This window comes from Methylobacterium sp. WSM2598, from assembly GCF_000379105.1.
In the GTDB taxonomy this organism is placed as follows: Bacteria; Pseudomonadota; Alphaproteobacteria; order Rhizobiales; family Beijerinckiaceae; genus Methylobacterium.
In genome coordinates, this window is sequence record NZ_KB900609.1 from 730,046 (window position 1) to 743,322 (window position 13,277).

Annotated in this window: 12 protein-coding genes and 1 tRNA gene; 5 read left to right on the forward strand and 8 right to left on the reverse strand. The window is 75.0% G+C overall.

Features of this window, described 5'->3' with window-relative positions:
* Positions 1-543: 543 nt before the first annotated feature.
* Positions 544-633: transfer RNA gene (locus tag MET2598_RS0103540), tRNA-Ser, on the reverse strand.
* Between the two features lie 402 nt (positions 634-1,035).
* On the opposite strand from MET2598_RS0103540, the gene MET2598_RS0103545 reads away from it, so the two are divergent.
* On the forward strand, positions 1,036-1,437 hold the full coding sequence (locus MET2598_RS0103545; protein ID WP_012333725.1) for a response regulator: 402 nt from the start codon (positions 1,036-1,038) through the stop codon (positions 1,435-1,437).
* On the opposite strand, the gene MET2598_RS0103550 is transcribed toward MET2598_RS0103545, so the two are convergent.
* Both MET2598_RS0103550 and MET2598_RS0103555 read right to left on the reverse strand, forming a co-directional pair.
* Entirely contained in the window at positions 1,412-1,642 is a 231-nt protein-coding gene (locus tag MET2598_RS0103550) for a hypothetical protein (RefSeq protein WP_018259882.1), read from the reverse strand. The genes MET2598_RS0103545 and MET2598_RS0103550 overlap by 26 nt on opposite strands.
* Positions 1,643-1,946: 304 nt before the next feature.
* The gene (locus tag MET2598_RS0103555; RefSeq protein WP_018259883.1) at positions 1,947-2,156 is read right to left on the reverse strand and encodes a hypothetical protein; all 210 of its coding nucleotides are present in this window, start codon (positions 2,154-2,156) and stop codon (positions 1,947-1,949) included.
* Between the two features lie 150 nt (positions 2,157-2,306).
* Between MET2598_RS0103555 and MET2598_RS0103560 the strand changes: the two genes are divergently transcribed.
* The gene (locus MET2598_RS0103560; RefSeq protein WP_026190488.1) at positions 2,307-3,560 is read left to right on the forward strand and encodes a hypothetical protein; all 1,254 of its coding nucleotides are present in this window, start codon (positions 2,307-2,309) and stop codon (positions 3,558-3,560) included.
* Positions 3,561-3,768: 208 nt separating this feature from the next.
* Here the strand turns inward: MET2598_RS0103560 and MET2598_RS0103565 are convergent, their stop codons facing one another.
* The 3 genes from MET2598_RS0103565 to MET2598_RS0103575 form a co-directional block, all read right to left on the reverse strand.
* Positions 3,769-4,080 (reverse strand): hypothetical protein, encoded by a 312-nt coding sequence (locus tag MET2598_RS0103565; protein WP_018259884.1) that lies wholly within the window; start codon positions 4,078-4,080, stop codon positions 3,769-3,771.
* Between the two features lie 537 nt (positions 4,081-4,617).
* Complete coding sequence (locus MET2598_RS43660; protein ID WP_012333720.1) at positions 4,618-5,442, reverse strand: hypothetical protein; 825 nt, start codon at positions 5,440-5,442, stop codon at positions 4,618-4,620.
* A gap of 45 nt (positions 5,443-5,487) precedes the next feature.
* On the reverse strand, positions 5,488-5,877 hold the full coding sequence (locus MET2598_RS0103575) for a hypothetical protein (RefSeq protein WP_012333719.1): 390 nt from the start codon (positions 5,875-5,877) through the stop codon (positions 5,488-5,490).
* A gap of 337 nt (positions 5,878-6,214) precedes the next feature.
* Between MET2598_RS0103575 and flhA the strand changes: the two genes are divergently transcribed.
* Positions 6,215-8,341, forward strand: a complete 2,127-nt coding sequence (gene flhA, locus MET2598_RS0103580) for a flagellar biosynthesis protein FlhA (protein WP_018259885.1) — start codon at positions 6,215-6,217, stop codon at positions 8,339-8,341.
* A gap of 151 nt (positions 8,342-8,492) precedes the next feature.
* Here flhA and MET2598_RS0103585 read toward each other — a convergent pair whose 3' ends face one another.
* The gene (locus MET2598_RS0103585; RefSeq protein WP_018259886.1) at positions 8,493-9,653 is read right to left on the reverse strand and encodes a citrate synthase; all 1,161 of its coding nucleotides are present in this window, start codon (positions 9,651-9,653) and stop codon (positions 8,493-8,495) included.
* A gap of 60 nt (positions 9,654-9,713) precedes the next feature.
* Between MET2598_RS0103585 and MET2598_RS0103590 the strand changes: the two genes are divergently transcribed.
* Positions 9,714-11,150 carry a CoA transferase gene (locus tag MET2598_RS0103590; protein ID WP_018259887.1) on the forward strand — a complete coding sequence of 479 codons (1,437 nt, stop codon included), beginning with the start codon at positions 9,714-9,716 and terminating at the stop codon, positions 11,148-11,150.
* 89 nt (positions 11,151-11,239) lie between these two features.
* On the forward strand, positions 11,240-12,184 hold the full coding sequence (locus tag MET2598_RS0103595; protein ID WP_012333715.1) for a cation diffusion facilitator family transporter: 945 nt from the start codon (positions 11,240-11,242) through the stop codon (positions 12,182-12,184).
* 240 nt (positions 12,185-12,424) lie between these two features.
* Here MET2598_RS0103595 and MET2598_RS0103600 read toward each other — a convergent pair whose 3' ends face one another.
* Entirely contained in the window at positions 12,425-13,276 is an 852-nt protein-coding gene (locus tag MET2598_RS0103600; RefSeq protein ID WP_012333714.1) for a class I SAM-dependent methyltransferase, read from the reverse strand.
* Position 13,277: the final 1 nt, after the last annotated feature.

The following is a 13,277-nucleotide window of genomic DNA, read 5'->3' on the forward strand; positions in this document are numbered from 1 at the left end:
GCCCTTGGCGCGGACGGTCCTCCGTGGGCGCCACCTCGATACGGCGCTGCAAGTATCATCCTGACGCCCGCGTGACCACAGGGCAACGGGCCGGCATCGGGCAGCGGCATCAGGACCGTCCCTGCTTGGCCCGCGCCAGCGGGCGCGAGGGTGGCGCATCCGACCCCGAAGCGGCAGGTCTCGACGGCCGGCGCTGGACAATCGACCGGCGGTTCGCGGCCTTCTGGACCGCTCCCGATCGCGGGAGCACGTCGCCGCCGAAGCCGATCCCCGCCCGGAGCCGCGCCGGCGCGACCCGGCTCCGCTCCCGCGCGGCAGCCTCACGAATGGTATCGAGCGACCCCACGAGAGGGGACCGACCGGATGCCGCCCGGAGGTGGGGGAACCCCCAGGGCCCACCAGCCACCGCCCTCGACGCCGCACAGGCACTCCGCAGGACGCCTTGCGGACCTCACCTAGGCTAAGTCCAAAGCGACATGATGTCGGCAGGCGAGCCGGCGAAAGCGCGGATAAATCGATGCGCGACAGTGATTTAAGATGAACTGGCGGAGAGAGAGGGATTCGAACCCTCGATACGGTTGCCCGTATACACGCGTTCCAGGCGTGCGCCTTCAACCACTCGGCCACCTCTCCGACCCGGGCCGCCGCGGCGCGGGGCCGTGGTGGCGGGACGCCGTCCTCTAGCGGGGTGCGGGCCTCCGCGCAAGCGGGCGCACCCTGCGAACCCCTGCCCGGGCCGCGCAGGCTGTGGCCGCGCGGCCACGGCCCGGCGCCGGCCGCACCGGCCGCGGACCCGCCCGGGCTGGACATCCACGCCTAGCCGGCCAACCTTAGGGGTGTCGCCCCACCGCGTCGGGGCGGCGCGGCCGGGCGCTGCGGCGCCGGCCCGGGGCGGCCTGCAACCGGGGCGTGCCGTCCCTCGTTTCGATCATCGGTCGGCGCATCAGGCGGTGGACCGGCGGTCGGCGCAGATCAACACGCCCTCCGCATGGATCGCCCACCGGGCGTACCGGCCGGATGGGCCGAGCGCGGAGGATGGTGACCGTGGGGACCGAGAACGAGACCGTGCCGGGCGAGCGGCCCGTCGTGCTGGTGGTGGAGGACGAGGCACTCACCATCATGGACCTGAGCGACGTCCTGGAGGCGGCGGGTTTCGAGGCCCTCCAATCGGCCTCGGCGGAGCGGGCGCTCTCCCTGCTCGAGAGCCGTCCCGACATCGTCGCCCTCATCACGGACGTGGAATTGTCGGGCAAGACCGACGGATTCGACCTCGCCCGCACGGCCTCCCAGCTGCGCCCCGGCCTGCCGACCGTGATCGTGTCGGGCCGCGCCAAGCCCGATCCGGACCGGATGCCCGAGGACGCGCAATTCGTCGCCCGGCCCTGCCGCGGCGACGATATCCTGGAGGTGCTCAGGACCGTGATGGCCCCCCGCTGAGGCCGGCGGCCGCCGCTTCGTCGAGCCAGAGTTCCACCGGCGCGCCCGCCGCGCCGAGATCGAGCACGATCTGGCGCAGGCGGCGGGGCGGGCCGTCGGGCCAGAGGGGCAGATCGAGGGTCCCGCCCACGGCCCGCACGCTCGCGGTGATCGTCCGATCGCCGAGCCGGATCGTCACCGGGGTCGGGCCGCACCGGTCCTGCATGCGCTGCTCCCCGCCTTCGGCTCCCTTGCTCAACGCGCGGACCCGCGGGCCGTCCCGGGCGTCCTCCCGCCAAGGTTATCCGTTCCTCACCGCGTTGCCGGAGGGCCGCGGAGTCCGTCCTTCCGCGACAGGACCGCGCGCGCGAGACGCCGCGGCCCCAGGACCGTTCGCGAGCAGGAGCTGCGGGGTTCGCCCCTCGCGGCAGCCGCCGCGGGCGGTCGCGCACGACACCCACCAGGGGACACGATCGGGGCGGGCAAACCCGCAGACCTCGGCACGGCCCGGCGGGGTGCCGCCGCGGAGGCTACAGCATCCCGAGCGCCTTGAGGTCGCGAAGCCGCGCCGCGCCCTGCCGTCCCTCGGGGCGCAGGGGCGTCAGGCGGCGCTCCAGGCCGTCCAGCGCGCGGATCTGCAGGCGCATGGCGTGGCGCAGGGCCTCGATGCGGGCATGCAGCGCGCGCGCATCCGCCAGCGGATCGTAGGGGGAAGGCGGGGGCGAAGCGTCGTGCGGCATGGCCGCATAGGGCGGGCGCCATGGTTAAGCGCCGGTAAAGGTGGGCCGCCCCGTGGCCGGGCCCCCCGGGAAAGCGGGCCGCGTGGCGGGGCCGCCACGTGCGGGCGCGCGGGGGCGCTCCTATCTCTCGCCGAGAAGGATCCCGCTCGCATGCCCTCCTGCGCCCTCCCCCCGCCTCCCCGCCCGGCGCGGCCGCGCCGCGCGGCCGGCGCGCTGCTGCTCGCGGGCGCCGCCTGCCTCCTCGCGGCCGCGGCGCCGGCGCTGCTGCCGCGGGCCGGGGCGGCCTGGCAGCTGCGCGAGGCGGCCGACGACCCGGGGGCGCTCGCGGCCCTGCGGCTGCGCGAGGCCGCGACGCCGGAGCGCCTCGGCCGGGAGATCGATGCCGCCCTGGCGGCGGGCGATCCGGACCTCGCCCGCAGCCTCGTCGCGGTGGCGGAGCACGAGGGCGCGGCGGTGGCGCCGGCGCGCCGGGCGGCGGTGGCGGCCCTTGAGGAAAGCGCGGCGGCGCGGGCCGTCGCGGAGGCGGCGCGCGGCTTCGCCACCGGCCAGGGCGAGGGCGTGCCGGGCCTCGCCGGGGCGCTCGCGGGCGACCTCGTCGGTTACGGCGACCTGCGCGACCTCTGGAGCGAGGGCGGCAAGCTCCTGCGCCGGGAAGCCTACGACCCGATGCTGCTCGGCCTCTCGGCGGTCGGCCTCACCCTCACGGGCGCCACCGTCGCCTCGTTCGGGCTCGCCGCCGGGGCGGGCGTGCCGGCCCATGCGGGCACCACCACCCTCAAGCTCGCGACCCGGACCGGGCGCCTGTCGAAGCCGCTGCAGGGAATCCTCGCCCGCGCCACCGAGGGCTTGGTCGATGCGGGCGCGCTCCGGGGCAGTTTCGCCGCCCTCGCGCGCCTCGATCTCGCGGGCGCCCGGGCGACGCTCGGCGGGGCCCTGCGCCCCGCCGCCCTGCGCCGCCTGCGCGGGCTCGGCGAGGAGGCGGCGGCCCTGCAGCGGCGGGTCGGTACCCGCGGCACCCTGCAGGCCCTCTCCCTCGCCGAGAGCGCGGACGACCTGCGCCGGGCGGGCCGGCTCTCGGAACGGCTCGGCACCCGCGCCCGCGGGGCCCTCGCCCTCCTCGGCCGCGGCGCCCTGGTGCTCGGCGCGGCGGCGCTCACGCTGCTCCAGTCCCTCTGGCTCGCCGCCGCGTGGTTCCTCGCCGCGGCCCTGTTCTGCCGAAGGCTCGGCACCGTGATCGGCCGCCTCCTCTTCCGGCGCCCCTCAGCCCGGCGCCGCCCGGAAGGCCCCGGCGATCAGCCTGAGGGCGCCCGCGGCGCGCGCGCCCTGGTCGCGCGCGTGCAGCATCACCTCCGAGGGCGGCAGTGGCGGCAGCCCGACCTCGGCCCCGACCTCGGGCGCGCCTGAGGGCGCCACGGGCCGGGCGAGGGCCGCGACCCCGAGCCCCGCCGTCACCGCCGCCCCGACTGCCGACGCGCTCACCGCGGAGGCCTGGGACGCCCGCAGCCGACACCCTTCGCCGACACCCTCGCCCCGCGCGGGATCGCCCGCAGCGATCCCTCTCACGATCCTGGTCCCGCAGAATTGCCGCCGCCGCACCGCTGGCCGCCCCGGCTCAGCGGCGGGGCGCGACGGGGTGCCCCGCGAGCGGCCGCGCATCCCCGCCGTCCGGGCTGCGCGCGCCGGACGTGCCGGCGTTGCCGGCCGGATCGTCGGGATTCGCGGCGGTGACTTCCCGCGCGCCCGCCTCGGCGGGCCCGTCGTCCCCCGGCGCGGAGCGCGTGCCGCGACCGTGACGAAGCGAGTTCAGCACCAGGTTCGCGCGCCTGAGGATCGCGTAGGACTGCGCCAGCACCTGGCGCGACCGCGCGATGCTCGCTTCCGTTTGCCGGACGAGTCTGGAGGCGTCCGCGCGTGGCGTGCGCATGGTGGGCTCCTGCCTGACGTAAGCGGGAGCACACAGGGTCTCTCAGCCGTCGGCGCCTACGGAGTCGGAACTGCCAACGATGGCGCAGTCTACGCCCCCGCCCTCGGCCACGCCTAGCGACGCGGCGGCCTCAACCCGGGACTCGGTTCGCGGGGCGATCGGCGCACCGGGCACCCGGGAGGATCGTTCGACGGGGGGAGTGCGGGGTCGTCCGGCAAGGCCGCCCGCGCCGCGGGCCGAGCAGCTTTCGCGGCGCAGGCCGCCGGGACCCGGCCGACCGCCCACGAAGAAGGCCCGGCCGGGGCATCCCCCGGCCGGGCCGTCAGCCAAGCTGCGCGTCATACCAACGGCTCAGGATGCTGACGCATCGAGCCGTTGATCCATCTCGAATTTTCGATTTCAAGCCAAAGGCTTGGCGAAAATTCGAGCGCAGCACCACCGGTCATTGGAAATGCCCGGTGGTATCACCCGTCATCCGCTCGGTCGCGCCGCGCGGTGGTCCGGCGTCCCGACCGAGCGTCCGGACGCCGGATCGCGTCAGCGCCGGTCGGTCTCGACCGGGCGGCGGACCGGGGGGAGCTCGTCCTCGATCGCGGCGTGGCGCTCGCGCGTGGTGCCCGCGAGGGTGTCGCGCTCGACCGCCGCGTCCATGGCCTGACCGGCCGGGGTCGGGCCGGCCCCGTAGGGCACGCCGCTCGTCGGGAGCGGGGCGCCGGTGCCGAGGCCGGTCGTGGTCGAGCCCGCGGCCCCGATCGCCGTGCTGCCGACCTCGCCGCCCGCCACCGTGGCGGGGTTGCTGTAGGAGCCGGTGGCGTCGTGGCGGCCGGTCCAGCCCTCGCTGCGCCAGCCCTGCATGCGCTGGTCCATGTCGACGGAGCCGTGCTCCTTGAGCAGGCTCGTCACCCGGTCGGCGGTGGCGTCGTCCGCCCGCACCGTCACCAGGGTGCCGCCCCGGCGCACGCCCTCCGCGTAGGCGTGGGCCTCGTCCTCGCTCAGGCCGGCCCCGGTGAGCGAGCCGAGGAGGCCGCCCGCCGCCGCGCCGACGCCGGCGCCGGTCAGGGTCGCGACCAGCCAGCCCGCCGCGACGACCGGGCCCACGCCCGGAATGGCGAGGAGGCCGAGGCCGGCGAGGAGCCCGGCGCCGCCGCCGAGCACCGTGCCGACGCTCGCGCCCGCCCCCGCCCCGTCCGAGGTCTTGTGGGCGGTGTCGTGCGCGGTCGCGTGGCCGGAATAGCGGTCGCCCTCGTTGTTGGCGACGATGCTGACGTCGGAATGCGGCACGCCGGCCGCCTCCACCTTCCGCACGGCGGCGGCGGCGTCATCGTAGGAATCGAACAGGGCCGAGATTGTGCGGGTCGCCATCGGGCGCTCCTTCGTGAGAGGAATCCTGTGCGTCGCGGGCAGCGGTCACGGGTTGGCGGCGACGTTGCCCTTGAAGTCGAGCCCGACCTGGACGGACTTGCCGGACTGCATCGCGTGGCCGCGCCAGATGCCCTGGTCGTCCTTCTTCAGGTCCTTGATCTCGGTGAAGCCGGACTTCTCGAGGCGGCTGCGAGCCTGGCCCTCGGTGAAGCTGTTGGCACCGGGCTCGAGCTTGGCGTTGGTGAGCGTGCCGGTGGTGCCGGGATTGCCCTTGTCGACCGTGTCGGTGTTCGGCCGGGTGACGGCCTCCTGGCCCTGCGACTGCGTGCTGGGCTTGGCATCCCGCGCCGGCTCGCCGGTCACGGTCGTCTGGGCCTGCGCGATCCCGGCCCCGAGCAGGCTCAGGGTCGCGACGGTGATCAGGGTGGTGCGCATGATCTCCTCGACGTGTCGGTTTGGGTTACCGTCTCAATCGTTATGCCGCCGCTTGGTTCCGCAAAATCGCCGAGGTGGCGCAGGGCCACCACGTCGTTCTTCCCGGATTGATCGAACTTGACCGTCACGGTTCCGGTCCTGTGCTTGTTTTTTGCTGCGGCACAGCGGGGCATGTCACTTGCCTTGCTGCGCTGCCGCGAAGAGCAGCCGGCCAACAACCGGTGATGAGAGCGACGGCGCTGCGCCGCGGGAACGGCCGGGCCGGGCGGGTGTCTTAACGGATCCTTCACCATGCACCCGGCAGATCTTGCCGGGTGAGGGCGGGGCGGAATCCGGGATGAGCGACGCGAAGGCGACGGGGCTCGATGCGCTGCGCGCCTTCGCGCTGCCGACGCGCGCGGACCTCGTCGGCCTGACGCGGCGCAGCGACCTCGTCCTCGCCATCGCGGTGATGGGCATCCTGGTGGTGCTGATCTTCCCGCTGCCGGCGCTGCTGCTCGACCTGCTCCTCGCCGTGTCGATCATCCTGTCCGTGCTGATCCTGATGACCGGGCTCTTCATCGAGAACCCGCTGGAATTCACGGTCTTCCCGACCGTCCTGCTGATCGCCACGATGCTGCGGCTGGCGCTCAACCTCGCCTCGACCCGGCTCATCCTCGGCCACGGGCACGAGGGCACGGCGGCGGCGGGCCAGGTGATCGAGGCCTTCGGGCACTTCGTGATGGGGGGCAACTTCCTGATCGGGATCATCGTCTTCGCGATCCTGATCATCGTGAACTTCGTGGTGATCACGAAGGGCTCGGGCCGCATCGCCGAGGTGGCGGCGCGCTTCAGCCTCGACGCCATGCCGGGCAAGCAGATGGCGATCGACGCCGACCTCTCGGCCGGGCTCATCGACGAGAAGACGGCGCGCGCCCGGCGGCAGGCGCTGGAGGAGGAGAGCGCCTTCTTCGGCGCCATGGACGGCGCCTCGAAATTCGTGCGCGGGGACGCGGTCGCGGCCCTGCTCATCACCTTCATCAACGTGGTGGGCGGCATCATCATCGGGACGATGCAGCAGGGGATGGGCTTCGGCGCCGCGGCGCAATCCTACACGCTGCTGACGGTCGGGGACGGGCTGGTCAGTCAGGTGCCGGCCCTGATCGTCTCGACGGCGGCGGGCCTGCTGGTCTCGAAGGCGGGCGTGCGGGGGGCCGCGGACCGGGCGCTCGGGCGCCAGATCGCCAATTACCCCAAGGCGCTCGGGATGTCGGCGGCGGTGATGCTGCTGATCGCCCTCCTGCCCGGCATCCCGATGCTGCCCTTCCTCTTCCTCGCGGGCGGGGCCGCCTACCTCGCGCGCCGGATCGCGCGGATGCCCAAGCCGGTCGACACGGAGGCGCCGGCGGCGGGCGGCGCGCCCGGCGCCGGCGCGGCGCAGCCCAAGGAGGAGACGGTCGCGGACCTGCTCCGCCTCGACGACCTGAAGCTCGAGATGGGCTACGCGCTCCTCGCCCTGGTCAACGGCCCGGGCGGCCAGGACCGGCTCACCGAGCAGATCAAGGCCCTGCGCCGGCAGCTCGCGGCGGAGCTCGGCTTCGTGATGCCCTCCGTGCGCATCCTCGACAACGTCCAGCTCGACGCGAACACCTACATCGTCCGGGTCAAGGAGATCGAGGCGGGCACGGGCCAGGTCTTCCCGGGCCAGTTCATGGCGATGGACCCGATGGGCGGCCAGGTGCAGCTGCCCGGCCAGCACCTGCTGGAGCCGACCTTCGGGCTCCCGGCTACCTGGATCGACGCCTCGCTGCGCGACCAGGCCCAGCTGCGCGGCTACACCGTGGTGGATGCCGCCACGGTCGTCTCGACCCACCTCACCGAGGTGATCAAGGCCCACGTCTCCGAACTCCTCAACCACGTCGAGGTGCAGAAGCTGCTGCGGGAATTGCCCAAGGAGCACACCGAACTCCTCAAGGAGATCGTCCCGAGCCAGATCGCCACGACCGGCATCCAGCGGGTGCTCCAGTACCTCCTGGCCGAGCGGGTCTCGATCCGCGACCTCGGCACGATCGTGGAGGGGATCGCCGAGGTGGCGGGCCACGTGAAGAACCCGCGCGACATCGTCGAGCACGTCCGCGCCCGGCTCGGCCGGCAGATCTGCGCCCAGTACCAGGGCCCGGGCGGGGTGCTGCCGATCATCACCCTGTCGCCGGCCTGGGAGAGCGCCTTCCTCGACGCGATCGTCGGCCAGGGCGACGAGCGTCACCTCGCGATGCAGCCCTCGCGCCTGTCGGAATTCGTGACGACCGTGCGCGACCGCTTCGAGGAGGCGGCGCGGATGGGCGAGATGCCGGTGCTGGTCACCTCGGTCCAGGCCCGCCCCTTCGTGCGCTCGATCATCGAGCGCTTCCGGCGCGAGACGCCGGTGATGAGCCAGGCGGAGATCCACCCACGGGCGAGGCTCAAGACGGTGGGGTCGGTCTGAGACGGGATCCGCTTGATCGAAGCGGATCCCGGATCACAAGCCTGCGCGGCGCCTGAGCACGGCGCCTGAGCGACGCCGACATCCGCATGGCCGAAATCGGAGATGGCGAAGCCATCAACCGGATGGCGGATGAACCGGCCCGCGACCACCGTCAGGGCCCGGCCGGGCCCGATCGCGGCCCCGGCCCGCGGTAGCGGGCGCGCGGGCGGATGAGGCCGCCCTCGGCGGATTGCTCGATGAAGTGGGCGCTCCAGCCGACGCTGCGGCCGAGCAGGAACAGGGACAGAGGCGCGTCGCCCGGCAGCCGCAACGCCTCGGCCAGGCAGGCGAGCGCGAAATCGACGTTGGGCAGGTCCCCCGTCTCGGCGAAGGCCGCCTCCTGCAGGGCGCGCGCCGTCTCGTCCGGCGCGAGCTCCGCCAGCAGCGCCCTCGCGCGCGGATCGCCGGCCGGGTAGAGCGGATGGCCGAAACCGGGGAGCGCCCGGCCGCGGGCCAGCCACGCGGCGACCGCCTCGCCGGCGCCGCAGCGGCGGGCATCCCCCATCAGGGCCGCCAGGGCCATGCCGGCCCCGCCATGGCGGGGTCCCGAGAGCGCGCAGAGGCCGGCGAGCAGCCCGGCGGCGACGGAAGCGCCCGTCGAGGCCGCGACGCGCACCGCGAAGGTGGAGGCGTTGAGTTCGTGTTCGGCCAGGAGGATCAGCGCGAGCCTGATCCGCTCGCCCTCGCTCTCGCCGAGGGACCAGGCCTCGGCGAGGCGGCGGTGCACCGGCGCGTCGCCCCGCGCGGCGCCGAGGCTCGCGGCGAGATGGCCGATCGCGGTCGCGGCGTCGCCGCGCAGGCCATTCCCGCCGAGCCCGAGCGTTGCCCGGCCCGACGCCGCGAGCGCGGCCAGCGCCGAGAACGGCTCGCGCGGCCGCACCCGCGGCGCGGGGAAGCGGATCTCCCGATCGCCCTGCCAGAGGAGCGCGGCCGTGTCCTCGAGGGTGGCCGCCCGCGCCCAATCGACCGCGCCCACGCCGCGATAGAGGAGCGTGCCCTGGTGCACGGTCGAGATGCTGGTGGCCAGCGAGGGCTCGCCCCAGGCGAGGGCGCCGGCGGCGATGTCGGCGAGCTTGCGGCCCCGGATATGCCGGGCCCTCAGGGCCGCGACGTCGTCGGCCCGATAGAGGCTGCGCCGCGGATCGCCCGGATCGGGGCACATCCCGATGCGGCCGCGGCTGACATAGGCGTAGAGCGTCTGGGGCTTGATGCCGAGCGCGTGCAGCGCCGCGTCGCGGTCGATCCATTCCCGCATGTTGATCGTGTCGATCAAGATTGATCCTCCGCGGCACAGCCGAGAGGCTGGCGGCTCTCACGTCAAGGAGACTGCACCATGTCGGAGCGGATGCGCGGCGCCCCGCCCGTGGGCGATGACGGCCGGTCGGGCGAGGCGCCGATCCTCGCCCGGATCCTGCCCGCCATCGGCCTCGCCGAAAGCCGCGCGGGGCCGCTCCGCTTCGAGGGGACCGCGCTCCTGCCCTCCGCCTTCCCGGTCGCGGCCCTCGCCGCGGCCGCGATCGGGACGGCCGCGCTCGCCGTCGCCGAACTGGCCGCCACCGCCACAGCGCCCGCCATCCGCGTCTCCCGCCCGCTCTCGGCGCTCTGGTTCGCGCGATCCCTGCTGCCGATCGGCTGGACCCTGCCGCCGGCCTGGGATCCCGTCGCCGGCGATTATGCGTCGCGCGACGGCTGGATCCGGCTCCACACCAACGCGCCGCGCCACCGGGCCGCCGCGCTGTCCGTTCTGGGATGCGGGGCCGACCGACCCTCCGTCGCCGCCGCGGCGTCGCGCTGGGAGGCCGCCGCGCTCGAGGAGGCGGTGGTCGCGGCCGGCGGATGCGCGGCGGCGATGCGGTCCGCCGCCGAGTGGGCCCGCCATCCGCAGGGGTGCGCCGTCGCCGCCGAGCCGCTGGTGGCGTTCGCGCCCGCGGAGACCTCCCCCTCGGCCTGGCGGCCGAGCCCCGGCCGGCCGCTGGCCGGGCTGAGGATCCTCGACCTGACCCGCATCCTGGCCGGGCCGGTGGCGACGCGCTTCCTGGCCGGGTTCGGCGCCGATGTCCTGCGCATCGACCCGCCGGATTGGGAGGAGGAGGCGGTCGCCCCGGAGGTCACCCTCGGCAAGAGCTGCGCCCGCCTGGATCTCCGGGCGCCGCGCGACCGCGAGACCTTCGAGCGCCTGCTCGCCGGGGCGGACGTCCTCGTGCACGGCTACCGGCCGGGGGCGCTGGACGCCCTCGGCTACGGGGAGGCCGCGCGCCGCTCCCTCCGGCCGGGCCTGATCGACGTCTCGCTCGACGCCTATGGCTGGTCGGGACCCTGGCGCGCCCGGCGCGGCTTCGACAGCCTCGTCCAGATGTCCTCCGGGATCGCCGAGGCGGGGATGCGCTGGCGCGGGGCCGGCGTCCCGGTGCCTCTGCCCGTCCAGGCCCTGGACCACGCCACCGGCTACCTGGCGGCGGCGGCCGTGCTCAGGGCCCTGCGCCATCGCCTGACGGACGGGCGGGGCCTCTCGGCGCGGCTCTCCCTCGCCCGGACCGCGGCGCTGCTGGCGGCGGTTCAAGGCGAGGCCGCCCCGCCCGGCTCCGAGGGCGCGACACAGACCGACGTCGCGACGGACATCGCGGAGGCGGCCGTCGAGGCGACCGGCTGGGGGCCGGCGCGGCGCGCGAGCCCCCCGGTCTCGATCGCCGGAACGCCGGTGCGCTGGGACCGGCCGGCGAGGCCGCTGGGATCGCGGCCCGCTTCCTGGGCGGAATCACCGCCCGCCTGACGGCGCCGCGATGCGCAGGCCGCGCCGACACCCTGTCCGCCCGCCCGACCAGGCTCGCCTGACCCAGCGTGATCGCCTATGTCGGTGCCATGGGACACGACCACGCGCACCACCACCACGATCACGGCCATCATCACGGCCATGGGCACGTCCACGCCCCGGCCGAGTTCGGCCGCGCCTTCGCGATCGGCGTCGCCCTCAACACCGGCTTCGTGCTGGTCGAGGCGGTGTTCGGCGTCCTGAGCGACTCCGTGGCGCTGCTGGCGGATGCGGGCCACAATCTCTCGGACGTGCTCGGCCTCCTGATCGCCTGGGCGGCGGCGGTGCTGGCGCGGCGCGCGCCCTCCGCGCGCTTCACCTACGGCCTGCGCGGCAGCTCGATCCTCGCCGCGCTGTTCAACGCCGTGTTCCTGCTGGTGGCGGTCGGGGCCATCGCCTGGGAGGCGATCCTGCGCTTCGCCGACCCGCCCCCCGTGGCCGGCGGCACGGTGATCACCGTCGCGCTGATCGGAATCGCCATCAACGGCTTCACCGCCTGGCTGTTCGCCTCCGGGCGCAAGGGCGACCTCAACATCCGCGGCGCCTACCTGCACATGGTGGCGGATGCGGCGGTCTCGGCGGGGGTCGTCCTGGCGGGGCTCGCGATCGTGCTCACCGGCTGGACCTGGATCGACCCGCTGGTGAGTCTCGTGATCGTGGCGGTGATCGTCGCGGGCACCTGGGGCCTGCTGCGCGACAGCGTGACCATGTCGCTCGCGGCGGTGCCGCCGGGCATCGACCCCGTCGCCGTGCGCCGCTGCCTCGCCGAGCGGCCGGGCGTCGCCGAGGTCCACGACCTGCACGTCTGGTCGATGAGCACCACCGAGACGGCGCTCACCGCCCACCTGGTGATGCCGGCCGGGCACCCGGGCAACCATTTCCTGGCCGAGTGCGGGCAGGTGCTGCGGGAGCGCTTCGGCATCGCGCACGCGACGCTGCAGGTGGAGATCGCGGGCGGCCCGGCCTGCGCGCTCGCCCCGGACCACGTCGTCTAAGCATCGTTCCGGCCGGGACCGGCCGGTGCCGACGTGGTCACCTTTTCGGCGGCGAACCGAAGCACCGCGTCAGCGAAACGCGATGCGACACCAAGAGACCCAAGCAGGATTGCCCCGTGCAATTCTGCTGCGCGGATCGCCCGGCGACGGGGCCGCCGGCCCGTCGCAGACGATGCGGCGGGATCGAGAACCCGGAGCGGGATCCGCGGGCGAGGCGACCGGATCCCGCCCGAGGGCGCCTCAGCGCTTGCGCAGCCAGAGGCTGGTCTCGAAGGCGCCCGGCGGGAGGGGCAGGCCCGCCAGAGGGCTGCCGGCGAGCCAATCCGTGCGCGTCGCCACGTAGCGGCTGGCGAAGGCGAGGGCGAAGGCGCCGCCCTGGATCAGCGCGCCCACCACGACCTGCTCGTTGTAGCCGCGCCACGCCCATTCGGGCGGGTAGGCGTCGGGCAGGAAGACGTCGTGCAGGTGGACGAGCACGCCCGGGGCGAGGCGCGGCAGCGCGTCGAGGAGGAGCCGGTCGACGTCGCTGCCCGGCATCGCCACGTGGCTCGAATCGATGAAGAGCAGGTCCCCGGGCGCGAGCGAGGCCAGGGCCTCGCCGTCGCGCGGGCCGAACAGCCGCGCCTCGTGCCGCAGGCCGGGCAGGGCCGGCAGCGGCGCGCGCGGGCGCGGGTCGATGCAGGTGAGCGCGGTCGGCATCCCGCCATCGGCCACGGCCTGCGCGAGGAAGCGGGTCGAGTGCCCGGAACCGACCTCGACGATCCGCCGCGGCCGCGCCCGCCGCACCATCGCGTAGGCGGCGGCGGCGTCGAGGCGCGGGAACCAGTCCTGGGTCAGGCGGGGCGGGCGCGGCCCGAGGAGCCCGGGGCCGCCCTCGGCGACGCGCCGCAGATCCCCGGCCCGGGCGGCGATCTCGGCGAGGTGCGCGCGGAAATCCGGCTCGGCCTCCCGGAACAGCGGCTCCAGGGCCGGGTAGCCCTCCTGCGCCGCCCGCGCCGCGGCGTGCCGGTAGGGGATGAAGTAGCCCCCGCCCGGGAGGCCGAGCAGGGCCGCCAAGCCGAGCCGCGCCCGGCGCAGCCGCGCGCGGCCCATC